Origin of the sequence: Flavobacterium oreochromis (genome assembly GCF_019565455.1) — a bacterium.
Lineage (GTDB): Bacteria > Bacteroidota > Bacteroidia > Flavobacteriales > Flavobacteriaceae > Flavobacterium > Flavobacterium oreochromis.
Map to the genome: position 1 here is coordinate 3,039,842 of NZ_CP067377.1, position 25,714 is coordinate 3,065,555.

Genomic DNA, 25,714 nt, shown 5'->3' on the forward strand with positions numbered 1-25,714 from the left:
CACCACCTTTTTGGATCGATATGAGTAAATTGTTTGAGTTGTATGTGTTTGCCAAATTAAAAGAAATCTTCCCAGATAAAAATGAGGTTAAATATCATCAAAAATTCAATGGTCTTGAACCTGATTTTATCTTAAATTCTAAAGATGGTAAATATCAAATGGTAGTCGACGCAAAATACAAACAAAGATATTCATATACTAATATTAGTATTGATGATATACGACAAGTAAGTGGTTATGCTAGAATGAAGTCTATATACAAAGCGTTAGGCATGGAAAATAAACACAAAGAAGTGATTGATTGTTTGATAATCTATTCGGATCAATTTTCTGATAGAAAAGATTTTATAAATGATGGTTTTAATTATGTGTCAGTGGAAGAGTATGTTAATTTTTATAAAATAGGGATAGCATTACCTGTATTGAAAAATGATAGTGAGTAAATATCGTCGAGCCTAATAATAATTATCTTAGAATTACTATACTTTAATTAACTATTTTATTGCCTTTAAAAGAAAAACAAATGAATCTATATCAAATCAACAAATTACAACTACAAACTTTAACAGAAAAACCGTTTAAACTAGAACGGGAGATTCAAAATCTTTTTGAGCAAAACTTGACGTTACTTACTGGATTAGAGTTTGTCAAGAGTGAATTCACTATAAAAGGAAAACGGATTGATACATTGGCGTATGATGCGCAGTCGGAAGCTTTTATCATTATCGAATACAAACGAGAAAAAAATGTAAGTGTCGTGGATCAAGGGTTCACCTATTTGAGTTTGATGCTGGAAAATAAGGCTGATTTTGTATTAACCTATAATGAAACCTTGAACAAAAACTTACACAGCAGTACGGTAGATTGGTCGCAAACTCGCGTTGTGTTTGTTTCGCCTAGTTTTACCGAGAATCAACGTTTAGCAACAAACTTTAAAGATATTGCAATCGAGTTATGGGAAATCAAGCGTTTTGAAAACGACATTATCAGTATCAACCCGATCAAGAAAACCAGAGCTGCGGAAAGCATTAAACCTGTAACCAAACAAAACGATAAAATTAAATCGGTTACAGCTGAAATCAAAGTCTATACCGAGGAAGACCATTTGAATGGCGCAATAGATGAAATAGTAGAATTATATGAAACCTATAAAAATGCTATTTTAAATTTATTTGATGATATAGAAATTGTACCTAAAAAACTCTATATCGCCTTCAAAAAAGATAAAAACATCACTGACATAGTTTTGTTAAAAAAAGGGTTGAAATTATTTATCAATCTTAAAAAGGACAATTAGATGATCCTAAAGGGATAACTAAGGATGTTTCTGAAACAGGACATTGGGGCAATGGTGATTATGAACTAGTTGTTTCTGATACTTCGAATTTGGAATATATCATGAGTTTGATAAAACAAGTTTTAAAATAATAAAAGCAATGAAAATCCTCAATCGTTCCGCAATAACAGTTAGTGCAAAACAACCTTTTGTAGACTGGGCTAATGCATTAACACCTGAGTTACTTATGGAGGTTGACATTTTAGGAGAATCACACACCTATCTTACCAATCCGGATTTTGATAATGCAGAAGCACACTTAAAAAAATATTTCAAACAAGTATTTGAAGAAGAATTAGAAAGCGTTTTGACAAATCAAGAAGACTGGCCTCAAAAAAGAGATATAAAGACTTTTTATGAATGGTTTGATGTTGAGGTTAGTGATTGGGTTCAAGATTTAAGTAAGAAAAGTTTATTTAACCTATTATGACAGCGAAAGACCCTGATAAGGTACTTTATTCAGCAATTTTGAGATAATATTTTTTAATTTGAAAGACTCTCTTTTTTAGTACAAGGAATTTTTGAAAGGTGAAAGTACTGATCTTAAAAGAACAAAAAATATTCTTTTCTATTTGAAAATAGAATAAAATGTTGAAATTAGTAAACATAAATACCATGTAAAAAATAATCATGCCACAGTTTATTCAACCTATCGAATATCGACAGTATTACCATATTTATAATTACGGAAACAACAGTTGCAATATCTTTTTCAAATCTGAAAATTATAAACATTTTTTAAATTTGTATTCTAAATATGTTAACTCAATAGCTGAAACTTATGCTTGGCGTTTACTCAAAAATCATTTCCATTTTCTTATCAGAATAAAAGATAAAAAAGAAATGGAGAAGATTACTATTAATAAAGTAAATATGGAAAAATCTAAAATATTAAATCTATCAAGACAATTAGGATATTTATTTAATGCTTATATTCAATCAATGAATAAACGTTATGGATGTACCCTTGGTCATTTTATTTAGAAATTACTTCTTAGTCTATAAAATTAGTTAGAAATGAGGAGGTTATAGTTTTTGATGATGTAAAAAAAAATATCTTTTTTCATAAATAAAAACAAAAATTAATTAAAATAAACGAATTCATAATTGGATAAATTTACCTAAACAAGGTTTAAAAAAAGAATAAATGTTTAAAAATCACCATATTTATTGCCTAGAATCTGTTATAGATATAACGGAAGAAAAACCAAGTGTTATTCTGAATTCATTGGAAAATTTAGCTTTCCAATACGGGATGACTAATATTTACAAAACCTTTGATAGTATAGAAGGATTTGAAGAAAGTATTAGTACCTTATTATATGAAGATAGACATTTTAAAGATTATGCTGTTATTTATTTAGTCATGCAAGGAAGAACGAATGAACTAAAAATTGATAACTATTATTATAGTTTTGAGGAAATAGCAGAATTTTTTGAAGGAAAATTAAAAGGAAAAATAATTCATTTCGCTAATACATTTCCATTGAACTTAGAGGAAGAAACTTTTCAGTATTTTTTAGATGTTACAGGAGCTAAGGCTCTTTCAGGTTATGTAAATACAATACCTGTCTTGAGTACACAACTTGATAATTTATATTTTTCACTTACAGAAGAAATTGACGAGGTTATTGAGTTAGCTGAAGCCTTGTTTGAAGAGCAATATACCCTTTGTCAAACCCTAGGATTCAGGATGTATTATTAGTTTTAAGTTCTATCTAAGCCATTTCGTACAAATAATAAAATATTTTAAAAACAAATGAAAGAATCTTTAAAAAGAATGTATTTTAAGTATTTATTAATACAGCTTTTAGAAAGATTTTTAAGTTTAAATCAAATTCATTTATATTTACCAAACAATTATTTCAAAATAAAATCGTTTAAAATAAAAAAAATATATGAGTATATTTCTTCAAGTGGATTCACTTGCCACAAATGTTAGCAAAATTAATCAAGAAAATGTACCAGTAGAAAAAACGTTATCTGTATGGGCATTATTGACTTCAGGAGGATTAGTTGGTCAAATCATCATGTTGTCTTTATTTGTTATGTTGTTTTTTGCATTGTATTTGTATTTTGAACGACTTATGGCAATTAATAAAGCATCAAAAATAGATGATAAATTCATGTTGTTAATTAAAGATCATATTACAAATAGTAGATTAGATGCAGCTAAATTATTATGTGTTGCTACAGATTCACCAGTTGCCCGATTAATAGAAAAAGGAATTTCACGAATTGGAAATCGCTTAGAAGATATTAATACAGCCATAGAAAATGCAGGAAAACTCGAAGTGTATAAATTAGAAAAAAATGTAAGCATGTTAGCTACATTATCAGGAGCAGGTCCTATGACAGGCTTTTTAGGAACAGTTGTAGGAATGGTTATGGCTTTTCATAAAATGGCTAGTGGAGGAGGACAAATAGAAGTAGGAATGTTAGCAGAAGGTATTTACACAGCTATGATGACAACAGTAGTAGGCTTAATAGTAGGTTTAATAGCTTATGTAGGTTATAATCATTTAGTTGTAAAGACAGATAAAGTAGTGCATCAGATGGAATTAAATGCTGTTGAGTTTTTAGATTTGTTAAATGAACGATAGTTATGAATTTAAGAGGGAGAAATAAAGTTTCAGCTGAGTTTAATATGTCTTCTATGACAGATATCGTATTCTTGTTGTTAATTTTCTTTATGTTAACATCTACAATGGTTACGACTAACGCTTTAGATTTGGTTTTGCCAAAAGCAAAAGGAAAAACAGATAATAATAAAAGTATATCAGTCAGTATAGATAAAGATAAAAAATACTATATTGATAAGCAGGCGATTGCTGAAAACGAAATAGAAGAAAAACTAATAACACTGCTCGGTAAAGAAAATAAATCCGTTATACTTCGTGTAGCAGAAGGAGTGCCTATAGAAAAAGCGGTATATGTTATGGATATAGCCAATCGGAATCAGATAAAAATAGTGTTAGCTGTAAGACCTAAATAATATGTTGTTTTTAGAAACGCCAGAAGAAAAAAAATCATTTGCCCTAACTTCGGCAATTTTTATTATCTTACTTTTTTTATTCCTTTTTTTGGGTTGACTTACATGGATCCACCCCCAGAAAATGGGATAGCAATTAATTTTGGTACTACTGAAATGGGAAAAGGAGAAGAACAACCAGAAAATAAAATAACCTCTTCACCACAACCAAAAACAGTAGTATCTTCTAGAGTAACTCAAGAAGAAAATATTTTAAATAACGAAATGAGTGATGCTCCTGTTATAAAAAAAACAACAGTTAAAAAAGAAATTATAGAAGAAAAAGAAGAACCTAAACGACCAAGTAAAACCACAGATGATGTTTTATCTAGTTTGATTAATGGTCCTAAAATAACAGGTGATAAAGGATCACATGGCGATGATAATACTTCTGGTGATAAAGGAGATCCAACAGGAAGCAGATATGCAAACTCATTTTATGGATCAGGTACAGGAGTAGGAGGATCAGGTTGGGGATTAAAAGGGAGAAGTTTAGCCTCTAAATCTAGAAAAGTACAAGATTGTAATGAAAGTGGAAGAGTAGTTGTGCAAGTGATAGTAAATAGAGGAGGGCAGGTTGTTTTAGCTAATTATGTAAAAGGAACAACTAATACACATCCTTGTTTGGTTAATCCAGCTTTAGAGGCTGCAAAAGCATTCAAGTGGTATGCAGATCAACAGGCTCCGGAGAGACAAATAGGTTTTATAGTTTTTAATTTTGAAATAGGACAATAAACGCCCTTATTTATATGACATATCAAGAAACGATTCAATGGATGTTTGAGCAACTTCCTATGTATCAGCAACAAGGTGCTACAGCTTATAAAAAAGATTTAACAAATACTATCTTATTAGCTAATCATTTAGGAAATCCTGAAAAAAAAATAAAAACAATTCATGTAGCAGGAACGAATGGAAAAGGTTCAACTTCCTCTATGTTGGCATCTATTTTACAAGAGGCAGGTTATAAGGTAGGGCTCTATACTTCACCTCATTTAAAAGATTATAGAGAACGGATTAGAATCAATGGAGTCGTAATAGCAGAAAATTATGTAGTAGACTTTATTCAGAACAATAAATCATTCTTAGAACAACATCATTTGAGTTTTTTTGAAATGACAGTTGGATTAGCTTTTCAATATTTTACTGATCAGAAAGTAGATGTTGCTGTTATAGAAGTAGGTTTAGGAGGACGATTGGATTCTACTAATATAATTACACCTTTAGTATCCGTTATAACAAATATAGGTCGGGATCATATACAGTTTCTTGGTCATACATTTGATGCTATAGCCACTGAAAAAGCAGGGATTATAAAACAAGCTATTCCTGTAGTAATTGGAGAATATTTACCTGAGACTAAAACTGTTTTTTTAAACAAAGCAAAAAAGAAAAATCGGCTATTTATTTTGCTTCCGATACCGTATTTAAAGAATATGATTGCGGATTATTAGGAGATTATCAAAAACAAAATAAAAAGACGGTTCTACAAACAATAGAAATTCTAAAGGAATATTTTATTATTACTGAGAAACAAATAGAAAAAGGATTATTAAATGTTGTGCAAAATACAGGCTTATTAGGACGCTGGCAACAATTAAATTCAAATCCTAAAGTTATTTGTGATACAGCTCATAATAGCCATGGATTAAAAATTGTATTAAATCAACTCCAAAAAGAATCATATCATCGTTTATTTTTTATTTTAGGAGTAGTAAATGATAAAGATTTAGACGATATTTTACCTCTTTTCCCTAAAAACGCATATTATATTTTTACAAAACCAAATGTTCAACGCGGTTTGGATCCAGAAAAATTAAAAATAAGTGCAGAATCATATGGTTTAATATATAATGAGTTAGTAGATTCTGTTTCAGAATCTTATAAGCGAGTTAAAGAGTTAGCCACTCCTGAAGATTTAGTTTATATAGGAGGTAGTACATTTGTGGTAGCAGAAATTATATAAATTTCTTTACTTTTTTATTGTTTTACAAAAAAACTATCTTATATTTGCACCCACAATAACGGAAGGTACACTTCTTGAGTTATTGGGCGATTAGCTCAGCTGGTTCAGAGCACCTCGTTTACACCGAGGGGGTCAGGGGTTCGAATCCCTTATCGCCCACAAAAAGTCGAAAGACAACGTTCAATGATTTATCGGGCGATTAGCTCAGCTGGTTCAGAGCACCTCGTTTACACCGAGGGGGTCAGGGGTTCGAATCCCTTATCGCCCACAAAAAGTCGAAAGACAACGTTCAATGATTTATCGGGCGATTAGCTCAGCTGGTTCAGAGCACCTCGTTTACACCGAGGGGGTCAGGGGTTCGAATCCCTTATCGCCCACAAAAAGTCGAAAGACAACGTTCAATGATTTATCGGGCGATTAGCTCAGCTGGTTCAGAGCACCTCGTTTACACCGAGGGGGTCAGGGGTTCGAATCCCTTATCGCCCACAAAAAGTCGAAAGACACGTTCAATGATTTATCGGGCGATTAGCTCAGCTGGTTCAGAGCACCTCGTTTACACCGAGGGGGTCAGGGGTTCGAATCCCTTATCGCCCACAAAAAGTCGAAAGACACGTTCAATGATTTATCGGGCGATTAGCTCAGCTGGTTCAGAGCACCTCGTTTACACCGAGGGGGTCAGGGGTTCGAATCCCTTATCGCCCACAAAAAGTCGAAAGACAACGTTCAATGATTTATCGGGCGATTAGCTCAGCTGGTTCAGAGCACCTCGTTTACACCGAGGGGGTCAGGGGTTCGAATCCCTTATCGCCCACAAAAAAATCATGAAATTTACACTTATTTTATTTTTTAGTATTCCTAACTACCTATATCCTTTTTTTAATCACCTTTTTTAACAAGAGTTGAAATATTTTGTAGCCTTTTTTTTATAATATTAAACTTTAACGAATTTTTATTTGTAAATTTATATTGAATTCACGTGAGTTTGATATTTAAAGGGTCTTGTTTAAGTTTTATTTTTACATATTTTAAAAATTTTGATTCTATACTATTAAATGTATTGATGTCGATTCTAATTTTAGAAACATTTAAAAATAGAAGTTGTACTCACGTAAAATTAAGATCTATAACATTTTTTAGTTGAGTGAGAAATAATTAGTCAGATTTAATTATTGTAATTTTTGTCTCTTTTTTCTTCTGGAGGAAGTGTTTTTTACCGATTAAAAGTGTTTTTTGTCGATTTTTATCTGTAATGCAACTAAAAAAGCTAACAATACATACTTTTGTATAAATTTTCGTAGAAAATGAAGAGATTTTTACCCATTCTTTGGAAAATTGCTCCCACAGTTTTCCTATTCGTGTTTGTAATTCTACCTAATCAAACTTCAAAAGCTCAGTGTGCTGGAAATGATTTAGGAGTTATTACTGTTTGTGATATTGCTAATTTAAATAGTCAAACTATTGATCTATTTTCTTTATTAGGAGGTAATCCTATGAGAGGAGGGGTTTGGTCAGATGATGAATTATCAGGAGGATTAAACCCGGTAACAGGTATCTTGAACGTTCAAAAAATTAGAAAAAGTGGTAAGTATACGTATACTTATACCGTTTCCAATGTTTCTGGATGTGTAGATAACACAGGTACTGTAGAAGTAACGGTAGGAAATTATACAGGTGTTCCGGGTCCAAAAGGAACAACTTGTGGGGATGATGCTTCTTATAATTTGTTTAGACTATTTGATGGAACGGGTTCTAATATAGGACCTCAATTTAACGGTGTTTGGGTTAACGAAACAAATGGTTTAGGAGTTAGCTCTAATTTTTTTGATGCATCATCTGAAAAATTAAATTCACCTAAAACCTACACATTTTCTTATACCGTAAACGAAATAACTGAATGCCCTGCCAGTAGAATTACAGCAGAATTAACAGTCTATCCCCCAGCCAATTCGGGAACTCCTTTACCTCTTAGTATTTGTAGTAATGAAGATTTTTCTACTTATCGTAATTTAAATTTGTTTGATAGGCTAGAAGGAGAGGATCAAGGAGGAAGATGGTATGATGATAATAATACAGGTGAATTGACATCTCTAACAGACTCTTTTATCAATATTGAAAAGATTTATAACAAATTTGGAGCTGGGATTTATTCTTTTACTTATGAAGTGTATCCTACTAATCCAATATGTTTTAAAAAAACATCAACTTTTACAATAAAAATAGAAGATTATATAGATTATTCAAAATTATCATTTACAGTTACTCCTGATAAAAGATGTATAGATCAAGTTCCTACAACTTTGTTTAATGTTGCTTTATCTCAAAAACCTGTTTTAATGCCAGATGGTAATTATACTGTTACCTATAAAGTTTCAGATCTTAATCCTGAAGAAATAGTTGTTCCTTTTAAAAATGGAGTTGCTAATTTTAATATACCTAATGAAGTATTTAATAACCCAAATACTTATTTAGTTACTATTATGAAAGTAATATATACTAAAACGTTAGGAATTTGCCAAAGTAATTTTATAAATCAATCAAGAGCAGTTAAAATTAATCCTTTACCTAATATAGAAAATGCAATTTTAACTGTAAATGAGGTTTGTCAAAATCATAATGCAGATGCTATTATAAATAATGCTTCATTACTAGAAAATGGAATTTATTCTATTACATATAACTTAACAGGGGCTAATACTGCTACTAATCAATTTGCCAAAATTAATATTATAAGAGGACTAGCTAATTTTATAATTCCTAATCATTTATTAATAAATGCTGGAGATACAGAAATGATCATTACTAGTATTATTAATGATGAAACAGGTTGTTTAAAATTAATAGATTTACGAACTCTATTTAAGGTAAAGCCTTTGCCTATCATCACTAATTTAGCCATATCAGTTAATGATGTTTGTAAGGATAAATCTGTAGAAGTAGTTATTACAGGTTTAGAATCGTTACAACGTATAAAATTATTGTATAATCTTAGCGGAGCAAATAATTCCGTAAATAATGAAGTAACATTAGATGTAGTTTCAGGAAATGCAAAATTTATACTTCCTAAAAATTTATTACTTAATACAGGAGTTACAACAATATTATTAACTGAATTAATAAACCTAAATAATACTTGTGGACTTCCTTTGAGTAATATTATACATACTTTTAAAATTTATGATTACCCAGAATTACCCATTGTATCAGATCAAGTTTTTTGTGAAAATGAAAATGCAACCATATTAAATTTAAAACCACAAGGAAGTGAATATATATGGTACAATTCAGATTTATCCATTGTAGCGTTATCTAATACATCTATGTTGAAAACAGGTAAATATTATGTTTCTAAAGTTAATTTAGTAACACACTGTGAGACAGAACGAGTGCCTGTAAATGTAAGGATTGATGTTGTTGATGTGCCTATATTAAATCAAAAAGGAGAACTTTTTTGTGGATTAGATAAACCCACAATTTATGATTTATCTAATAGAACAAATAATCCTTCAAAAATAGAATGGCGTGATGCCTTAGTAAATGGTAGTATAATGAGTTCTTCTACTATATTACAAGAAGGAATGACTTATTATGGATTTAATACGAATTCAATATACGGATGTAAATCAAAAGATGCTTTAGTCGTAACGGTTTTATTAACAGAATGTAATGTTCCTGAAGATTTCTTTATTCCTGATGGTTTTTCTCCTAATGGAGACGGTTTAAATGATACTTTTCATATACCTAATATTGAATTTGTTTACCCTAATTACACTATTGAAATTTATAATAGATATGGTAATTTATTATTCAAAGGGAATAAAGATAAAAATTGGGATGGTAAAAATTCAGCTTCAACTAATTTATTTGATGCTGTAGTACCTAATGACGTGTATTTTTATCTAATTAACTTCAATAAAGATAATATTCCGTCAAAACAAGGACGTTTATATCTGAATCGTTAATATTCATTAAAGCAACAAGTAAATGAAAAACAATATATATAAAGTCTATTTATTATTAATTAGTCTAACAAGTTTTGCCCAGCAAGACCCTCAATATACACATTATATGTATAATATGAGTGTGGTAAATCCAGCATATGCCACTGCTAAACAATCTGTTTTAGATTTAGGTGTTTTATATCGTTCACAGTGGGTTGGCGCTATTGGCGCTCCTAAGACTATGACGGCTTTTGCTCATATGCCTTTGAATAAAAAAATAGAAGTTGGAGTTTCTTTAATTACAGATGATGTGGGAGGTGGAGCTAAAAAGGAAAATAATTTTTATGCTGATTTTGCTTATATACTTGAGTTTGAAAATAGTCAAAGATTATCATTTGGGATGAAAGCGGGTTTTACAAATCTAACTACTAATTTTAATGGTTTTAGATTGGAAACAGGAAATACAGCTTCTGATCAAGCTTTTAATAATAATATAAATGCTTTTAGTCCCAATTTAGGAGTTGGAGCTTACTATTTTACTGATAAGTATTATATCGGTATTTCAGCGCCTAATGTATTACCCACTAAACACATTGAAGAGCGTCAAGGAATTAATGCTTTAGGATCAGAAGAATTGCATTTGTTTGCTACTGCAGGTTATGTATTTAATATAAGTGATATGTGGAAAATTAAACCAGCTACTATGGCAAAAATAGTGAAAGGAGCCCCATTATCATTAGATATTTCGGCAAATGCTTTATATAATAACCGTTTTGAGCTAGGAGCTTCTTATAGATTACATGATGCTATAAGTGGTTTAATGGCTATCAATGCCACTAAAAGTTTAAAATTAGGTTATTCATATGATCATACATTATCTAATTTAGGACGTTTTAATTCGGGTACACATGAAGTATTCTTAATTTTTAATTTAGATTTATTAGGAAGAGGGTACGATAAATCGCCACGATTCTTTTAAAAATAAAATCGTATTAAAGCTTTTAATAAGAGAGGTTATAGCTAAACAAAGGTTTGAGAATAATCTAAATATGTTGTGGCTGGAATATAAAAAATAAATTTATGAAAAGATTATTATATATATCAATTCTTTTATTTTCATCATTTGGATTTGCCCAAGAAAATAATTTAGAACGAGCAAAAAAATACTTTAATAGAACTTACTATAGTGAAGCAATTCCATTATATGAAAAATTAGTAGCTGAAAATAGATCCCAAGAAGTTATTCAGAATTTAGGAGATTGTTATTATTTTATAAATGATCTTAAAAGTGCACAACGATATTATCGTTTTTTAATTAAACATTATGGAAAAGATCTATCAGAAGAATATTATTTTCGTTTTTCAGAATCATTAAAAGCTACAGCAAATTATGCAGAAGCCAATCAAGTTCTAATAGACTATTATACTAAAAGGGGAAAATCTACAGAGCTAGCTTTATTTGAGAAAGATCTCAAACTATTAGAAAATATTATAGCAATAGGGGAGCGTTTTAAAATAAAAAATTTAGAAATTAATACTGATAAATCAGAGTTTGGTGCAGTTATTTACAATGATCAATTAGTATATGCAGCTGCTAAAAATCAAACAGGTTTTTTAGATAAAATATATAAATGGAATAATGAATCGTATTTAAATTTAGTTTCTGTTCCATTAAGTAATATTCACGCAAAAGATTCTACTGTACATTATTTTGCAAAAGAATTAAAGTCACCAATGCACGAAGCGACACCTGTTTTTACAGCAGATGGAAAGACTATGTATTTTACTAAAAATTACACAAAGAAAAATGGAAAAAGGGCTAAAAATAGCCAAGAGATTTCAGTATTACACATTTATAGAGCTCAATTAGTGGATGGTAAATGGGATAAGATTACTTCACTACCTATTAATAACCCTAATTATTCTACAGCTCATCCAGCTTTAAGTCCAGATGAAAAAACGCTCTATTTTTCATCTGATATGCCAGGTAGTAAAGGCTCTTTTGATATTTATAGTGTTGAAATTAATGAAGGACTATTTGGGATACCAAAAAACTTAGGCGATCAAATAAATACAACTCGTCGTGAGCAATTTCCTTTTGTTTCAAAAGATAATAAATTATATTTTTCTTCTAATGGACATATTGGTTTTGGGGCTTTAGATATTTATGTTTCCAATATTACTAATGAAAATTTTTCTAAACCCATTAATGTCGGTTTGCCTATAAATTCAGGAGTAGATGATTTTGCCTTTAACATTAATTCTAATACAAAAGAAGGATTTTTTTCAACTAATAGAAAAGGAGGAAAAGGAGGTGATGATCTTTATTCGTTATCAGAAATAAAACCTCTTATTATAGAAGATTGTAAACAGTATATTACGGGTATAATTACAGATATAAATACAGCTTTACCATTAGAAGGAGCAAGGCTTGTCTTATACGATTTAATAGAAAAAAAAGATATAGAAGCTATTTCAACAGATGCTTATGGCAAATTTAAATTCACAGTTGCATGTGAAAAAGAATATATAGTAAAAGCTTCAAAAGAAGGCTATCTAGAAGAAAAACGTTCTTTATTAATTCAAAAAGAACGCAATAAAGAAAATGATGCTTCTATGAAATTAAAATCTTTAGTTAAACTTCAAGAAGAACAAACTCTAGTAGAGGAAGCAAAGAAAAAAGCAGAAGAAGAGGCTAAAGAAAAAGAAAAAGTAATAGCGGAAGAGAAGAAGAAAGAAAAATTAAAAGAAATATTAGCAAAAGAAAAAGATATTGTAGCTCAAAAAGATAAATTAGTTATTAAAACAGATCCAATTTATTTTGATTATGATTTATGGTATATTCGTCGTGATTCTAAACCTGTATTAGATAAAGTAATTGATCTGATGAAAAAATACCCGGATATGGTGGTAGAAATTGGTTCACATACTGATATTAGAGGAGGAAAGACCTATAACTTAATTTTATCTGAAAATAGAGCAACTTCTACAAAAGACTATTTTATAGATAGAGGAATAGATGCTAAACGTATTATAGCAAAAGGATATGGAGAAAGTCAGCCTGTTATAAAATGTCCTACTGAAGAATCTTGTACAGAAGAAGAACATGAGTTAAATCGTAGGAGTGAATTTGTTATTAAAGATTTGTAAAACTTAAGTATAAATTATAGATAAAAAGCCGTTTCAATATAAATTAGAAACGGCTTTTTGTTTAAATTATATAGTTGTAATTAGTAGAACTAATAGATTTTAATAGTTTTAATGAAAAAAAATAAATACTATTAATATGACAAATATTTTCTTAATTTTCATTTTTTATAGATAAATTTACATAAAAAAATATGTTTTCTAAAACTTGCGAATACGGAATTAGAGCAACTATTTTTATTGCTTCTGAATCTGTAATTAATAAGAAAATTAGTCAAAAAGAGATAGCAGATCAAATTGATTCTCCGATGGCTTTTACTGCTAAAATTTTGCAAAAGTTAGTTCGTAAAGATATCGTTTCTTCATCTAAAGGTAGTGGGGGAGGATTCTATATAGAAAAGAATAAATTAAAAAAAATTACACTCTTAGAAATTATTGAAGCTTTAGATTGTGATTCTGTAATTAAAGGATGTGGACTAGGATTAAAAGATTGTTCAGAAGAACATCCTTGCCCTTTTCATGACAAGTTTAAAGATATAAAATCCGATCTATTATGTGTTTTTAAAAATACAAACTTAGAAGAGCTAGCGTCTGGAATTAAAATTGGAAATACATTTTTAAAATATTAGAGTCTAATGACAAAAGTCATAAAGTAGTATTTGATAATAGGATATTTTTGTCTTATTAAAAACACTCAAATGCCTATTAAAAAAATATATTTTATATTCATTACTTTTTTACTCTTAGCTTTTATAAAATATAATTATCTTGTTTATAACTCAAAATCAGCAGATAAATTATCAAAAATGGCAGAAAGAGGCCAACAGTTATGGCAAGAAAATAATTGTATAAGTTGTCATCAATTATATGGTTTAGGAGGTTATTTAGGACCTGATTTAACAAATATCTATTCTAATCCTAATAAAGGAGAAAATTATATTAAATCTATTTTGAATAGTGGGATCAAGACAATGCCTAAATTTCATTTTACAGAAAAAGAAAAAAGAGAAATTATAATTTTTCTAAAAGAAATTGATAAAACAGGTATTTATATAACAAATAATCATCTTGTTTCTAAAAGCGGTTGGGTTGAAAATTATGCTGAAAAATGAGAAATAAAATTTGCTTGTTATTTATTTTACTCGGATTAATTTCTTTAATTCTAGGAATTTTCTTGGGACTGTTATCTAGTATTCAATATGTAATACCAGAGTTTATAAAAGCTATTGTTCCCTTTTCACATTTAAGGTCTATGCACACCGTTTGTGTAATAGCTTGGATTATTTTAACAGGAACTGGTGGGGTTTATTATTATATATCAAAAGACTTACCAATTTATTCTTATATACTTTTAAAAATTCACTTTATTATTTTCTTAGGAGCAGGGATTTTAATATTGATTTCTTACTTATTAGGAAATTTTGGTGGAAAAGAATATCTAGAATTTCCTCCTTTTTTAATAATACCTATACTTTTAGGCTGGGTGATTTTTGGAATAAATTACTATAAAACATTAATAAAGAAACTTGATAATTGGCCTGTTTACTATTGGATGTGGGGAACGGGTATAATTTTTATGATTTATCATTTACTAGAGGCCTATTCTTGGCTAATTCCTAGTGTAAATTCTAATTTTATTAAAAGTTTAACTATTCAATGGAAAGCAGGAGGCTCATTTGTAGGAGCTTGGAATATGCTCATTTATGGTACTGCAATATATTTAATGTCTAAGATTAAGCATGATGACTCTATTGGTCGAAAATTTAATTATTTCTTTTTTTACTTTTTAGGGTTGACAAACTTAATGTTTGGTTGGGCGCATCATATTTATATCGTACCCACGGAACGCTGGATAAGATATTTTGCTTATGTAATAAGTATGACCGAATGGATCGTATTATTTAATATTATCTACGAATGGAAAAAATCAGTTACAATAGATATAAAAAAACAACATTTATTATCATATCAATTTTTAAAACTAACAGATAAATGGATTTTTTTGAATATAATACTAGCTCTTTTAGTATCAATTCCAGCTATTAATTTATACACTCACGGAACTCATATAACAGTTGCACATGCTATGGGGACTACCATAGGTATCAATACATCTATATTATTAGCTTCTGTACTTTATATAATATCTGAATTTATTACAATTTCAAATTTTGATATCAAATATATAGGATATAAAATATTTGATTATTCATTATTCTTCTTTTGGATTATATTAATTATAGCAGGTATATACAAATCGTATTGGGTGCAAAATAATGGAATGAATTCTTTTTCTACTTTACATCAAAATTTATTATGGGTTTATATTTCTTTTAGTGTAGCTGGTGTTGGACTCTTTGTTGGACTCTTATTAATAGTGATTCCTCTGATAAAAAAAATAAATCAAATTATCTATTTATAAAAATGAATTATAGACAATTAATAGATAATATTTTACTTAAAAGAAAAAAAAAGAAAGTTATTCTATCTCATTATTATCATAATAAAGAAATAGTTGATTATCTAGGAGAAGGTCGCTTTCTTGCTGATTCTGGTCCAATGAAAACTTGTAGTAAATTTATTTTTAATAATCCTGATCGTATTGTTATTAAATATATTAATTGCTCTACTGAAATAAAAGTATTAAGTGATATTGTTTTTTCTTCATCTAATATTATAAAAAAAAATCAATCTATACTACAAGGTAGTCCTCTTATTTTTGTATTTGATCAAAAAAAAGGTGAGTATTTTGTAGAAGAAACAGATAGAAAAATGCTGCTCTGGGATGAAAGTTGTATAGTTCATGAATCTTTTTCTTTAGAAAAACTAATTGCTTTATATAAAAACTATTCTGATGCTGAAATAATAACACTTTCTGAATCTGAAACACATATATTACAAATAGCAAAATATATACGATCAATTTCAGATAGGATTGATTATGTATCTAAGCAAAAGAAGTCTTTAGATAGAGTTAAATATTGTATATGAGAACGGATTATTTAATAATAGGATCAGGTGTAGCAGGATTAACATTTGCATTAAAAATAGCAGAACATTTTCCAGAAAGAAAAATAACAATTATTACAAAATCATCTGATGAAGAATCTAATACAAAATATGCACAAGGAGGTGTAGCTATAGTAAGTGATACTATTAATGATTCTTTTGAAAAACATATTAAAGATACACTAAAATCAGGATATGGATTATGTGATAAGAAAGTAGTAGAAATGGTAATAAAAGAAGGTCTTAAAAGATTAGAAGAATTACTAAAATGGGGAGCATCATTTGATAAGAATTCAAATGGAGAATTCAACTTGGGGAAAGAAGTAGGACATTCAGAAAACAGAATTGTACATAAAAAGATCAAACAGGAAGAGAAATTCAAAAAACTTTAATTAATAAAACATTAAAACAAAAAAATATATCTGTTTTAGAATATCATTTAGCTATTGATTTATTAGTAGAAAGTAATAGATGTTATGGATACTATGTATTAAATGAGAAAACAGGTGAAATATTAAACATTATTTCAGGATTTACAATTTTAGCAACAGGAGGCATTGGACAAGTATATGGTCAAACAACTAATCGAATGATCTCAACAGGAGATGGTATAGCAATGGCTTATAGAGCTAAAGCAAAAATAAAAGACATGGAATTTATTCAATTTCACCCTACTGCTTTTTACAAACCTGAATCAACAGAAATTTTTCTGATATCAGAAGCTTTAAGAAGAGTTGGTGCATTTTTACGAAATAAACAGGGAAAAAGATTTTTACTTAATATAGATGAAAGAGGAGAACTTGCTTCTCAAGATATTGTTGTTCAAGGTATTTTTGAAGAACTTAGAAGAACAAATCAATCATGTGTGTATTTAGATTGTACTCATTTGAATATTAATGAAGTAAAAAATAAATTCCCTACAATTTACAATTATTGTATTAAAAATTATATAAATTTAGTAAAAGATTGGATTCCAGTATTACCCGTACAACACTATGTATGTGGGGGAGTAGATGTAGATATAAATGGTAAAACATCTATTGAAAATTTATATGCCTGTGGTGAATGTTCTAGGACAGGTTTACATGGAGCTAATAGATTAGCTTCAAATTCGTTATTAGAAGCTTTAGTTTATTCTAACAGAATTTATAAAAGTATTTCTACAGCCTCGTTAAATAAACTAACACATAATTTTAATTTTGATGATTTACGTCCTCTTCAGCAAAGTGATTTATCTGTAACTTTTCTTAATAGTTTAGAGACAGAATTACAGTTATTAATGAGAGAAAATGCAGGTATTATAAGAAATGATCATGATTTAAAAGAAGCTAAAGGATTATTATGTAAATGGAGTGAAGAGATAGAAATAAAATTTCAACAAAATATAATATCAGCACCTTTATGTGAAATAAGAAATATGATAACCATAGGAAAGTTAATTATTTCCGCGTCTTTAAAACGGAAAAAAAGTTATGGTAGTTTTTTAAAAGTTTAAGTAAATTTAGTTGTAAGCAATATGATTAAGTATTATGAAGAGTTTATAAAATATGGAGCAATAGAAAAAACGTTTAAAAAAAATGAAGTAATTTTTAACGAAGGAGAATCTGCTTTATTTTTTTATTTTATTATAAATGGAAGCGTTAGAATGTTTAATAGGAATGAAGAAGGTAAAGAATTTGTACAAGGATATTTTTTAAGTGGTCAAAGTTTTGGTGAACCTCCATTGTTTATTGAAGAAAATTATCCAACTACAGCGGCTTGTATAAAAGATAGCATTTTGCTAAAACTTTCTAAGAAAAATTTTTTTAGAATGTTAGAGGACATGCCAGAATTACAAATATTATTTATTAAAATTTTGTCTAAAAGAATCATAGGTAAAGCTAAATCATCTAAGGATATTATTAATCAAAATACTGAACAGAAAATAATATCTTTTTAATGATTCAAAAGCCAGAGAATATTAATGAAAAAATTTTTATTCCTTTTACTCGTCAAGAGATTGCAAATTTTACAGGACTTAGAGTAGAAACTGTAATTCGTGCTTGTTCTAAGCTTAAAAAATCAGGAATTATAGAAATTATTAATCACAAAATTTATTTTTAATGAAAATTACGAGTAAGAATTGGGTATTTATTTTGATTTTTAATTTGTTCATTGTTGCTGTTTTAGGAACTCTAATGCGTTATAAGATTGCTTTTGAATTTCCTTTTTCCAACAAAAAAATCTTCTTCATTCACATTCACATTTTGCTTTTTCAGGTTGGATTAGCCAAACTTTATTTTTTTTAATAATCTTATCACAAAAAGAAGGATTTTATAAAAAGTATAATGTACTACTTATATCTAATTTAATTTGTTCTTATGGAATGCTTTTTTCGTTTATAGTACAAGGTTATGGATTAATTTCAATCATATTATCAACATTGTCTATTATTATAACCTATTTATTTACGTATTATTTTTTTAAAGATTATAGAGAAGGGACTCTTTCAAATTTATGGATTAAAGGAGGTTTGTTTTTTAATCTTATTTCTTCTTTGGGAACTCTCTTTCTGGCTTATATGTTAGCTGCCAAAACTATACATGAGAATTTTTATTATTTTTCAATTTATTTTTATTTACATTTTCAATACAATGGTTGGTTTTTCTTTACTATTATTGGTCTATTTATTAGCAGGCTTTCATTAAATAACAAATTAGCAAAACAAGTTAAAAAATATTTTTATATCTTTTCTATATCTTGTATTTTAACTTATATGTTATCTATACTTTGGGCTGAAATACCCAAGTGGATATTCATCCTAACAGCTATTTTTACTTTTTTACAATTTTATTTTTGGTTAAAAATGCAGTATATATTTATTGTATCCTTTAAAGATGAATATAAAAAGTTATCTTTAGTTTTAAGAGGAATATTATTAATAGTACTTATAGCAACCACTTTGAAATTTATATTGCAAATAGGTTTATTTATAGACGAATTAAGACTGTTTGTTTATGGTAATAGGACAATAGTAATAGGCTATCTACATTTAATATTTTTATGTATAGTTACCTTATTTTTATTAGCTTTTATGTGTATTAATAAACTATTTCATCTAAGAAAAAATACTAAATTAGGTCTTATAATATTTTGTATAGGTGTAATTTTAAATCAAGTTTTTTTATTTACTCAAGGAGGGTTACCATATTTCAATATTTATTTACCTTTTACAAATGAAGTTTTAGTTTATATTTCCTTATTGATAGTAATGGGAATAATGTTACTACTAGTTTCACAGACAATTAGCGGTGATAAAAACAATGAAGGGATTAGTCTAAATAAAAGCAAATTGTAAGAGGGGGCTAAAATCAGCGTAAAGCTTGTCATCCTGATGATAGTAGGAGTTTTATAATTAATATTATAAGATTTCTCTGTTTAGTATAACTGGCTAAATTGTATAATTTTAGATCCCCTCTTGTTATTAATAAGTAATTATCAGGTTATATATTTGATTTTTTACTTTTGGAGTATGGCTTTATTTTTATATCATTATAGAAAGAGGATATTTATGCTCCGTCATTTTTTCTCATGTATTCTAGTATATTTCTAGCTTCTGTATCTGTAAGATTTTGATTTGGCATACGTAATTTACAAACTTCTAATTGTTTTTTTAATTCAGGATCTTTGTCAATCATTGGGTCGGGATTACTAATAAAATTCATAATCCATTCAGGAGTTCTTCTTTGTGTTACTCCTTTCCATCCAGGACCAATTAGTTTTTCATCTGTTAATTTATGGCAAGAAGTACATTTTAATCCAGCAACTTTTTCTCCTTCAGCAGCCATTTTTTGATCAACTTTAGCTCCTAATTCAACTTTATCATATTTACCTTCTCCTTTTTGTGCATCATACTCTCCATTTGCTTCAGTCGTTTGAGGAGTTGCTTCTATAGTACCTTCTGAAACGGTAGGTTCATTAACAGGTTTTGAAAAATCTTCTTCTTGACTATTTTTTTTTCCACAAGCAATAACTAAACTTAGAGTAAATGCTAATACAATAAATTTCTTCATAATTTAAATTTTAAGTTTAACAAATTTCATTATTCTAATATTTTTAGTTTATGATTTTAATCACAAACTGCTATTTATATTTTAAATATTAATTAAAATGACAGGTAATACAATTAAAATTAGAATGGTTATAATAATAAGTTTCCAAGCAATATTTGCTTTTTTAATTCCATAAATTGAAATGCAACGAATAAAAATTTTATAGAAAAAAGGAACATGATAAAGCTAATTTTACCAATAGGATTTACTTTGATGAATTGTAAAATAAATGCTAAAAAAGTCAATATTAGTAAAGTACCGTAAGACTTGATTAAGTGTTTTTCCATAATTAAAAAATTAAATACAAGGCAGGGAATAAGATTAACCATATGAGATCGCACATATGCCAAAATGCTCCTGAAGCTTCAATATCAAAAAGATTTTTAGCTAAAGATGTTTTCTTACTTTTTATATAAATAATTAAAAGGATTAATAAGCCTATTACAACGTGTAAATAATGAAAACCGGTTAGTAGCCAATAATAAGTAAAAAGGTATTGGTATCTAGATTAATATTATGGTTTAATTTTTCAAAATATTCATAGCTTTTTAAGATTAAAAAAAGAACACCTAATAACATGGTAATTTTTAGATACAAATTAAATTTTTTGTGATCGCTCTTTTTAGCATAATTAACAGAAGTTGCCATAAAAAAGCCACTGGTGAGTAGTATAATAGTATTAATTAATCCTATGTCATTATTTAATTTTAAACAAGACTCACTAAATATTTTTATTTCTTCTTGTGCGCTGTAATTCATAGCTATAATAGCCATACCAAAGGTTATAATTTCTAGTATAATAATTATCCATAGTAGAATACCTCCAGGAGGGTAATAGAAATCTTTATAGTTTGTTGTTGTATTTTTCATTTATAAAAAATTTACTTGTCCTTTTTCTATATTATGTGATGTACTAATAATTTTTAATTTATTGTTAATAAGTTCTTTTTACTTCTTCAACAGAATTTAAATTGACTAGATATGATTTTTTATGATAGCTAGAAAGAGAAGAGGCCGTTTTACAACCAGTATTTTTTTTAAAAGATTTGCTTAAAAGTCCTTTTAAAAAGAATATTTTAATAAATAAGTTTTCATAATAAAGGTATTTTTGAAAGGAACTATTGTCTTTTGATTTTATCAAATAAATAAGCTAAAGCATTAATTAATTCTATAGGATTTTTTAGTATTTGAAAATGGTTTTGACCAAACATTTGAGGTAAGTAATATTTAGCCTGTGCTTCAATAGTTAGTGCATATGAATTTATTTTATTTGTAGATAGTTCTTTTAGTGCTTGTTTTACATCATTTATACCATATTTTCCTTCATATTTATCATAATCATTAGGTTTTCCATCAGAAATTAGGATGATCCATTTGTTTTTAGTTTTGCGTGTTTTCAATCTATTACCAGCATGTCTTATAGCTCCACCTATACGTGTATAACCACCTGGTTTTGTATATCCAATTCTTTTTTTACCTATTTCCCAATTTTCAGTAAAATCTTTTAGAGTAACATAATTGATGTGATTTCTAGTTTTTGAGGAGAAACTATCTATTGAAAAATCTATATTAAATTCATGTAGAATTTCACCAAATAAGATGGAAACTTCTTTTTCAACATCTAAAACTCGATTTCCATCTACATAACTATCGCTAGACAAACTGACATCAAGTAATAATAAAATAGAAATGTCTTTATCTTTTTTTCTATTTGAAAAGTAGATGTTTTCTGATGATGTTTTTTTAGTATGTACATCTACGTACAAATCAGTTAAAGCATCTATATCAAATTCATTTCCTTGTGTTTGTCTTTTTTGTTGTAATAATTTATTATTTACGTTGGTTAATGATTTTCTTAATCCGTTTAAGATTGAACTATAGTTTTTAATAGTATTATAGTAGTAACCTTCATCTGTTTTTAGTTGTAGTTTAGGATATATTTTACAAAAATTAGAACGGTATTTTAATTTAGAAAAATCCCATTCGTCATAATATAAAAAAGTTCCTTTTTCATCTTTTTCGCCTGATTCAGCTACTGTTAAGTTTTCAATAAAATCAGATTGATAAATAGAATGTGCGGTATCATTTACTCGTACCGTAAAACGCATTTTTATTTCTTCTAGTGCATCATTATGTTCTTCTAATTCATCTTCACCATTAAAATTTTTCCAATTTCCATAGAATTCATCAACTGTTTCTACTTTTTCAAAACTATGATTTAATACATCATCTTCCTGTTGTTTTGTATCTATTTGGAGCGATTTTATTTCTTCAACTCCCACAGTTTTTAGAGTTGTTTTTACCTCATCAATTTTTGTAGTTGTTTTATTAGTATCAATAGTATTTTGTTGTTCAATATTTTTTTCTTCTTCTGCAAACATAAATTTTCCATAGAGCCAATATAAATGTGGATTTTCTAGATTTTTATAATTAAAATAGTCTAATAAAAGGGTATGAATACTTTTAGTTTTAGGATAATTTTCAAAAAGAAGAGGAAGTATTTTAGCAGAAGCTATATTAGCTTGATTTTGTGATTTTTCTAAATCATTTTCAGGTTCATTCCAATTAAGTTGTAATGATTGTTGTATTGAGAGGTATAAAACCCTAAAAAAATAAAAGGAAAGGTTTTTTTCATATGAATCCAATTGATTAAAATATTCAGGTAAAAAAAAAGTTATTATTTTTATAACCTCCTTCTTTTTCAGCTGGATAAATATTAATTGATTTTCCACTAGTGGCATTAGCTATAAGAGTTAGTCGAGGAGCAATATCTTTTAAAAAGACTGCATTTGTATCAGATTCTAATGCTTTTTTTTGAGATTTTTTAAAGTATTTTGCTACAAATCCAAATACTATTTCGTCTAAATCTAAACTCATATTTTATATCATTAAGTCACACAAATCTTTTAAGGATTGAGTCGTTTGTAAATCATCTGTTAAAGGTTCTACTACAGCAGTGTGTATCGATAATCTTTTAGGTAACCCTGAATGAATGAGTTTAGCAGCATCAACCAGTAATCTTGTTGAAACGGTTTCTGTTAAACCAAGCTCGGTTAGATTTCTAATTTTGTTGCCTATTGTTACAATTTTTTTAGCAGTATCGTTATCAATACCTGTTTCGTTAACAATGATCTCTGTTTCTATTTTGCTTTCAGGATATTCAAAAGATAAAGCAATAAAACGTTGTCTAGTTGAAGGTTTTAATTCTTTAAAACCTCTTTGATAACCAGGGTTAAAAGAAGCAACAATCATAAAGTTATCATGTGCTTTATAGGTTTCGCCTAATTTATCTATAAAAAGCTCCCTTCTATGATCTGTTAATGAATGTATCGCTACAATTACATCAGGACGAGCTTCAGCAATTTCGTCTAGATAAAGTATATAGCCTTTTTTTAAAGCAGTAGTTAATGGACCATCAATCCAGATTGTTTCTGCACCTTTTATAATAAATCTTCCTATTAAGTCAGTAGAAGAGGTTTCTTCATGGCAGCTAACAGTTAAGAATTTTTTATCAAGTTTATGAGCCATATATTCTACAAATCTTGATTTGCCAGTTCCAGTAGGACCTTTTAGTAAAACTGGAATTTTGTTTTGATAAGCGTGAGTAAAGACATCTTCTTCTTTACCCACGGGAAAATAATATGGTTTTAAATTTTTCATAGTTTAGGGAAAAATAAACGGAATCTTAACCCAATTTGTAAAAATAAGGTATGAGCGTATGTAGAAGGGTATAAAGATTCCGTTTGATTGTTTTGAAAATTAGTTATCTAAGGTTTCAATAATTTTATTTATTGTAGTTTTATTATTTACACCTAATCCTTCTTGTTGATGAACAAGTTCTCCTTTTTATTAAATACACTGATTATATTTGAGTGTGAAAAATCCATGGGAGAGATTTTTTTGTATTTTACTGCAAGTACATTGGCAAATTCTTGAACAGTATTTGTGTTACCTTGTAGGAAAGTCCAATGTGAAGCATCCATTAAATTTTCTTTTGCAAATTTTTTTAATCTTTCAGGAGTATCCGTTTCAGGATCTATACTGACAAGAACAAAATTTAGATCAGTTAATTTATTTTTAGGCATTTTGGATTCAATATCTCGCATATCAGCTACTAATCTAGGACAAGCAGCTTTACAAGTAGTATAAATCATAACCATTACTGTAACTTTTCCTTTTAAATCTTGAAGATGAATAGTTTTATTATCTTGAGTCTTCCATTCGCTAGTTAGATTAAAAATAGATGTTTGTGATATGGCATTATTTTCTGCTTTTGTTTCTGCTTTTTGCATCCTAGTAATGAAAGAAAACTAAGTATCAGTACTAAATTTTTCATATTTGAAATTTTATTTTTTTATAGAATCTTTTACGCATCTAAAACCAAGGTTTTGTATGGCATAGTTAGCTTTTATACTACCTCTAAAAGCATATCGCATAAAAGCGGCATAATTCATAAGATCTGAAGCATTTAATGAACCACTACCGCAAAATAAATTTTTATCAGTGGTCACATCATTTCTTGATTCTCCTGTTAGAAGGATGGAGCTAAAATCAGCAGTCCATTCCCATACTAATCCGTGTAAGTCATATACACCATAATAATTTTTAAATGTTTGTCCCACTTCATGATCAAATGCTTGAGGTTTTTCATACCAATCTAGTATTAATTGATTGTATGATTTTTGTTTTCTTGCATCAGGTAGTTTATCATCAGCCATGGCTACATATTCCCATTCATCAACAGTAGGTAAACGTTTGCCTTGGCATTCACAATAAGCATTTGCGGCATACCAAGAAACATTTGTAATAGGGTAGTTAAGTTTATTGATATTTTCAATTTGAGTGTTTGATTTCCAATTTTTAAGATAGTTTTGATCCGCAAAAATTTTTTTTATATTAGATTTTTGCCATTTAGTGTTTTTTTTTACAAAAGCTAAAAAGTTTTTATTAGTCACAGGGTAGACATCTATGTAAAAATTAGAAACACCTACTTTTTTTCCATTTTTTCCATAAAGAGGAATATAAGCTCCACCTTTTATATACACCATCGGTGTTTCTACTCCAAAAGATATATCTTTTAGAGTAGAAATAGATGGTTTGTTTACATTTCCATTTGTTTCTGAGTCTGTATTTTTCTGACAAGAAATAAAAATAATTAAGGTTAAAAGGAAATATAAACGATTCATAGAATTAATA

The 25,714-nt window shown here is 28.3% G+C and carries 26 protein-coding genes, 7 tRNA genes and 3 pseudogenes; 28 read left to right on the forward strand and 8 right to left on the reverse strand.

Going from position 1 to position 25,714, the window contains the following annotated elements; all coding sequences use genetic code 11:
• Nucleotides 1–20: 20 nt before the first annotated feature.
• The 28 genes and pseudogenes from JJC03_RS14465 to JJC03_RS14595 all read left to right on the forward strand — a co-directional run bounded on the left by JJC03_RS14465 (nucleotide 21) and on the right by JJC03_RS14595 (nucleotide 19,764).
• Entirely contained in the window at nucleotides 21–443 is a 423-nt protein-coding gene (locus JJC03_RS14465) for a 5-methylcytosine restriction system specificity protein McrC (RefSeq protein ID WP_235873543.1), read from the forward strand.
• Between the two features lie 80 nt (nucleotides 444–523).
• Complete coding sequence (locus JJC03_RS14470) at nucleotides 524–1,297, forward strand: DUF5655 domain-containing protein (protein WP_309597674.1); 774 nt, start codon at nucleotides 524–526, stop codon at nucleotides 1,295–1,297.
• Between the two features lie 139 nt (nucleotides 1,298–1,436).
• Complete coding sequence (locus tag JJC03_RS14475; RefSeq protein ID WP_088397792.1) at nucleotides 1,437–1,766, forward strand: hypothetical protein; 330 nt, start codon at nucleotides 1,437–1,439, stop codon at nucleotides 1,764–1,766.
• A gap of 200 nt (nucleotides 1,767–1,966) precedes the next feature.
• Nucleotides 1,967–2,320, forward strand: a complete 354-nt coding sequence (locus JJC03_RS14480) for a hypothetical protein (protein ID WP_235873544.1) — start codon at nucleotides 1,967–1,969, stop codon at nucleotides 2,318–2,320.
• A 163-nt stretch (nucleotides 2,321–2,483) separates the two neighbouring features.
• A complete protein-coding gene (locus tag JJC03_RS14485; protein WP_088397794.1) occupies nucleotides 2,484–3,041 on the forward strand; it encodes a DUF6642 family protein in 558 nt (185 codons plus the stop codon).
• A gap of 193 nt (nucleotides 3,042–3,234) precedes the next feature.
• Nucleotides 3,235–3,939 carry a MotA/TolQ/ExbB proton channel family protein gene (locus JJC03_RS14490; protein WP_088397795.1) on the forward strand — a complete coding sequence of 235 codons (705 nt, stop codon included), beginning with the start codon at nucleotides 3,235–3,237 and terminating at the stop codon, nucleotides 3,937–3,939.
• A gap of 2 nt (nucleotides 3,940–3,941) precedes the next feature.
• Complete coding sequence (locus tag JJC03_RS14495) at nucleotides 3,942–4,331, forward strand: ExbD/TolR family protein (protein WP_088397796.1); 390 nt, start codon at nucleotides 3,942–3,944, stop codon at nucleotides 4,329–4,331.
• Between the two features lie 102 nt (nucleotides 4,332–4,433).
• Complete coding sequence (locus tag JJC03_RS14500) at nucleotides 4,434–5,102, forward strand: energy transducer TonB (protein WP_258931954.1); 669 nt, start codon at nucleotides 4,434–4,436, stop codon at nucleotides 5,100–5,102.
• A 14-nt stretch (nucleotides 5,103–5,116) separates the two neighbouring features.
• Nucleotides 5,117–6,333, forward strand: a pseudogene (locus JJC03_RS14505) (bifunctional folylpolyglutamate synthase/dihydrofolate synthase).
• A gap of 84 nt (nucleotides 6,334–6,417) precedes the next feature.
• A tRNA-Val gene (locus tag JJC03_RS14510) sits at nucleotides 6,418–6,492 on the forward strand.
• 34 nt (nucleotides 6,493–6,526) lie between these two features.
• Nucleotides 6,527–6,601, forward strand: a tRNA-Val gene (locus tag JJC03_RS14515).
• A gap of 34 nt (nucleotides 6,602–6,635) precedes the next feature.
• Nucleotides 6,636–6,710: transfer RNA gene (locus JJC03_RS14520), tRNA-Val, on the forward strand.
• Between the two features lie 34 nt (nucleotides 6,711–6,744).
• Nucleotides 6,745–6,819, forward strand: a tRNA-Val gene (locus JJC03_RS14525).
• A gap of 33 nt (nucleotides 6,820–6,852) precedes the next feature.
• Nucleotides 6,853–6,927 (forward strand) — tRNA-Val (locus tag JJC03_RS14530).
• A 33-nt stretch (nucleotides 6,928–6,960) separates the two neighbouring features.
• A tRNA-Val gene (locus JJC03_RS14535) sits at nucleotides 6,961–7,035 on the forward strand.
• 34 nt (nucleotides 7,036–7,069) lie between these two features.
• A tRNA-Val gene (locus JJC03_RS14540) sits at nucleotides 7,070–7,144 on the forward strand.
• A 490-nt stretch (nucleotides 7,145–7,634) separates the two neighbouring features.
• Complete coding sequence (locus JJC03_RS14545; protein ID WP_235873545.1) at nucleotides 7,635–10,292, forward strand: T9SS type B sorting domain-containing protein; 2,658 nt, start codon at nucleotides 7,635–7,637, stop codon at nucleotides 10,290–10,292.
• Between the two features lie 22 nt (nucleotides 10,293–10,314).
• A complete protein-coding gene (locus JJC03_RS14550) occupies nucleotides 10,315–11,250 on the forward strand; it encodes a PorP/SprF family type IX secretion system membrane protein (RefSeq protein WP_088444598.1) in 936 nt (311 codons plus the stop codon).
• A gap of 101 nt (nucleotides 11,251–11,351) precedes the next feature.
• Nucleotides 11,352–13,421, forward strand: a complete 2,070-nt coding sequence (locus tag JJC03_RS14555; RefSeq protein ID WP_235873546.1) for an OmpA family protein — start codon at nucleotides 11,352–11,354, stop codon at nucleotides 13,419–13,421.
• A gap of 191 nt (nucleotides 13,422–13,612) precedes the next feature.
• On the forward strand, nucleotides 13,613–14,047 hold the full coding sequence (locus tag JJC03_RS14560) for an RrF2 family transcriptional regulator (protein WP_235873547.1): 435 nt from the start codon (nucleotides 13,613–13,615) through the stop codon (nucleotides 14,045–14,047).
• A gap of 69 nt (nucleotides 14,048–14,116) precedes the next feature.
• Complete coding sequence (locus tag JJC03_RS14565) at nucleotides 14,117–14,530, forward strand: c-type cytochrome (protein ID WP_235873548.1); 414 nt, start codon at nucleotides 14,117–14,119, stop codon at nucleotides 14,528–14,530.
• On the forward strand, nucleotides 14,527–15,840 hold the full coding sequence (locus JJC03_RS14570; RefSeq protein WP_088444596.1) for a cbb3-type cytochrome c oxidase subunit I: 1,314 nt from the start codon (nucleotides 14,527–14,529) through the stop codon (nucleotides 15,838–15,840). Before JJC03_RS14565 ends, JJC03_RS14570 begins: the two co-directional genes overlap by 4 nt.
• 2 nt (nucleotides 15,841–15,842) lie before the next feature.
• On the forward strand, nucleotides 15,843–16,409 hold the full coding sequence (gene nadA / locus JJC03_RS14575; RefSeq protein WP_088397805.1) for a quinolinate synthase NadA: 567 nt from the start codon (nucleotides 15,843–15,845) through the stop codon (nucleotides 16,407–16,409).
• Nucleotides 16,406–17,484: pseudogene (locus JJC03_RS14580) on the forward strand (L-aspartate oxidase); the annotation flags it as partial. The gene nadA and the pseudogene JJC03_RS14580, both read left to right, overlap by 4 nt.
• A gap of 222 nt (nucleotides 17,485–17,706) precedes the next feature.
• A complete protein-coding gene (locus JJC03_RS18255; protein ID WP_258932631.1) occupies nucleotides 17,707–17,922 on the forward strand; it encodes a hypothetical protein in 216 nt (71 codons plus the stop codon).
• A gap of 21 nt (nucleotides 17,923–17,943) precedes the next feature.
• A complete protein-coding gene (locus JJC03_RS14585) occupies nucleotides 17,944–18,366 on the forward strand; it encodes a Crp/Fnr family transcriptional regulator (protein WP_235873549.1) in 423 nt (140 codons plus the stop codon).
• On the forward strand, nucleotides 18,366–18,530 hold the full coding sequence (locus JJC03_RS14590; RefSeq protein WP_235873550.1) for a helix-turn-helix domain-containing protein: 165 nt from the start codon (nucleotides 18,366–18,368) through the stop codon (nucleotides 18,528–18,530). The genes JJC03_RS14585 and JJC03_RS14590 overlap by 1 nt, the downstream gene beginning before the upstream one ends.
• A 262-nt stretch (nucleotides 18,531–18,792) precedes the next feature.
• The gene (locus JJC03_RS14595; protein WP_235873551.1) at nucleotides 18,793–19,764 is read left to right on the forward strand and encodes a hypothetical protein; all 972 of its coding nucleotides are present in this window, start codon (nucleotides 18,793–18,795) and stop codon (nucleotides 19,762–19,764) included.
• 211 nt (nucleotides 19,765–19,975) lie between these two features.
• On the opposite strand, the gene JJC03_RS14600 is transcribed toward JJC03_RS14595, so the two are convergent.
• The 8 genes and pseudogenes from JJC03_RS14600 to JJC03_RS14625 all read right to left on the reverse strand — a co-directional run bounded on the left by JJC03_RS14600 (nucleotide 19,976) and on the right by JJC03_RS14625 (nucleotide 25,704).
• Nucleotides 19,976–20,479, reverse strand: a complete 504-nt coding sequence (locus JJC03_RS14600) for a c-type cytochrome (RefSeq protein WP_088397809.1) — start codon at nucleotides 20,477–20,479, stop codon at nucleotides 19,976–19,978.
• Nucleotides 20,480–20,807: 328 nt separating this feature from the next.
• Nucleotides 20,808–20,960 (reverse strand): hypothetical protein, encoded by a 153-nt coding sequence (locus JJC03_RS18260; protein ID WP_309597808.1) that lies wholly within the window; start codon nucleotides 20,958–20,960, stop codon nucleotides 20,808–20,810.
• A 26-nt stretch (nucleotides 20,961–20,986) separates the two neighbouring features.
• Nucleotides 20,987–21,388 (reverse strand): cytochrome c oxidase subunit 3, encoded by a 402-nt coding sequence (locus tag JJC03_RS14605; RefSeq protein WP_258931956.1) that lies wholly within the window; start codon nucleotides 21,386–21,388, stop codon nucleotides 20,987–20,989.
• Nucleotides 21,389–21,636: 248 nt separating this feature from the next.
• Nucleotides 21,637–23,163 (reverse strand): nitric oxide reductase activation protein NorD, encoded by a 1,527-nt coding sequence (locus JJC03_RS14610; protein ID WP_258931957.1) that lies wholly within the window; start codon nucleotides 23,161–23,163, stop codon nucleotides 21,637–21,639.
• A 13-nt stretch (nucleotides 23,164–23,176) separates the two neighbouring features.
• Nucleotides 23,177–23,395: a hypothetical protein gene (locus JJC03_RS18265; protein WP_258931958.1), complete on the reverse strand. Its 219-nt coding sequence runs from the start codon at nucleotides 23,393–23,395 to the stop codon at nucleotides 23,177–23,179.
• A 3-nt stretch (nucleotides 23,396–23,398) separates the two neighbouring features.
• Nucleotides 23,399–24,178, reverse strand: a complete 780-nt coding sequence (locus tag JJC03_RS14615; protein ID WP_088397813.1) for a CbbQ/NirQ/NorQ/GpvN family protein — start codon at nucleotides 24,176–24,178, stop codon at nucleotides 23,399–23,401.
• 99 nt (nucleotides 24,179–24,277) lie between these two features.
• Nucleotides 24,278–24,810: pseudogene (locus JJC03_RS14620) on the reverse strand (SCO family protein).
• A 54-nt stretch (nucleotides 24,811–24,864) separates the two neighbouring features.
• Nucleotides 24,865–25,704 (reverse strand): formylglycine-generating enzyme family protein, encoded by an 840-nt coding sequence (locus JJC03_RS14625; protein WP_235873552.1) that lies wholly within the window; start codon nucleotides 25,702–25,704, stop codon nucleotides 24,865–24,867.
• Between the last annotated feature and the right edge of the window lie 10 nt (nucleotides 25,705–25,714).

Coding starts and splice junctions, on each gene's coding strand:
- JJC03_RS14465 (WP_235873543.1), top strand. CDS start 21: ATGAGTAAATTGTTTGAGTTGTATGTGTTTGCCAAATTAAAAGAAATC.
- JJC03_RS18255 (WP_258932631.1), top strand. CDS start 17,707: ATGAGAGAAAATGCAGGTATTATAAGAAATGATCATGATTTAAAAGAA.
- JJC03_RS14585 (WP_235873549.1), top strand. CDS start 17,944: ATGATTAAGTATTATGAAGAGTTTATAAAATATGGAGCAATAGAAAAA.
- JJC03_RS14500 (WP_258931954.1), top strand. CDS start 4,434: ATGGATCCACCCCCAGAAAATGGGATAGCAATTAATTTTGGTACTACT.
- JJC03_RS18265 (WP_258931958.1), bottom strand. CDS start 23,395: ATGAGTTTAGATTTAGACGAAATAGTATTTGGATTTGTAGCAAAATAC.
- JJC03_RS14605 (WP_258931956.1), bottom strand. CDS start 21,388: ATGAAAAATACAACAACAAACTATAAAGATTTCTATTACCCTCCTGGA.
- JJC03_RS14570 (WP_088444596.1), top strand. CDS start 14,527: ATGAGAAATAAAATTTGCTTGTTATTTATTTTACTCGGATTAATTTCT.
- JJC03_RS14565 (WP_235873548.1), top strand. CDS start 14,117: ATGCCTATTAAAAAAATATATTTTATATTCATTACTTTTTTACTCTTA.
- JJC03_RS14475 (WP_088397792.1), top strand. CDS start 1,437: ATGAAAATCCTCAATCGTTCCGCAATAACAGTTAGTGCAAAACAACCT.
- JJC03_RS14550 (WP_088444598.1), top strand. CDS start 10,315: ATGAAAAACAATATATATAAAGTCTATTTATTATTAATTAGTCTAACA.
- JJC03_RS14595 (WP_235873551.1), top strand. CDS start 18,793: ATGCTTTTTTCGTTTATAGTACAAGGTTATGGATTAATTTCAATCATA.
- JJC03_RS14545 (WP_235873545.1), top strand. CDS start 7,635: ATGAAGAGATTTTTACCCATTCTTTGGAAAATTGCTCCCACAGTTTTC.
- JJC03_RS14495 (WP_088397796.1), top strand. CDS start 3,942: ATGAATTTAAGAGGGAGAAATAAAGTTTCAGCTGAGTTTAATATGTCT.
- JJC03_RS14470 (WP_309597674.1), top strand. CDS start 524: ATGAATCTATATCAAATCAACAAATTACAACTACAAACTTTAACAGAA.
- JJC03_RS14555 (WP_235873546.1), top strand. CDS start 11,352: ATGAAAAGATTATTATATATATCAATTCTTTTATTTTCATCATTTGGA.
- JJC03_RS14625 (WP_235873552.1), bottom strand. CDS start 25,704: ATGAATCGTTTATATTTCCTTTTAACCTTAATTATTTTTATTTCTTGT.
- JJC03_RS14490 (WP_088397795.1), top strand. CDS start 3,235: ATGAGTATATTTCTTCAAGTGGATTCACTTGCCACAAATGTTAGCAAA.
- JJC03_RS14560 (WP_235873547.1), top strand. CDS start 13,613: ATGTTTTCTAAAACTTGCGAATACGGAATTAGAGCAACTATTTTTATT.
- nadA (WP_088397805.1), top strand. CDS start 15,843: ATGAATTATAGACAATTAATAGATAATATTTTACTTAAAAGAAAAAAA.
- JJC03_RS14615 (WP_088397813.1), bottom strand. CDS start 24,178: ATGAAAAATTTAAAACCATATTATTTTCCCGTGGGTAAAGAAGAAGAT.
- JJC03_RS14485 (WP_088397794.1), top strand. CDS start 2,484: ATGTTTAAAAATCACCATATTTATTGCCTAGAATCTGTTATAGATATA.
- JJC03_RS14590 (WP_235873550.1), top strand. CDS start 18,366: ATGATTCAAAAGCCAGAGAATATTAATGAAAAAATTTTTATTCCTTTT.
- JJC03_RS14600 (WP_088397809.1), bottom strand. CDS start 20,479: ATGAAGAAATTTATTGTATTAGCATTTACTCTAAGTTTAGTTATTGCT.
- JJC03_RS14480 (WP_235873544.1), top strand. CDS start 1,967: ATGCCACAGTTTATTCAACCTATCGAATATCGACAGTATTACCATATT.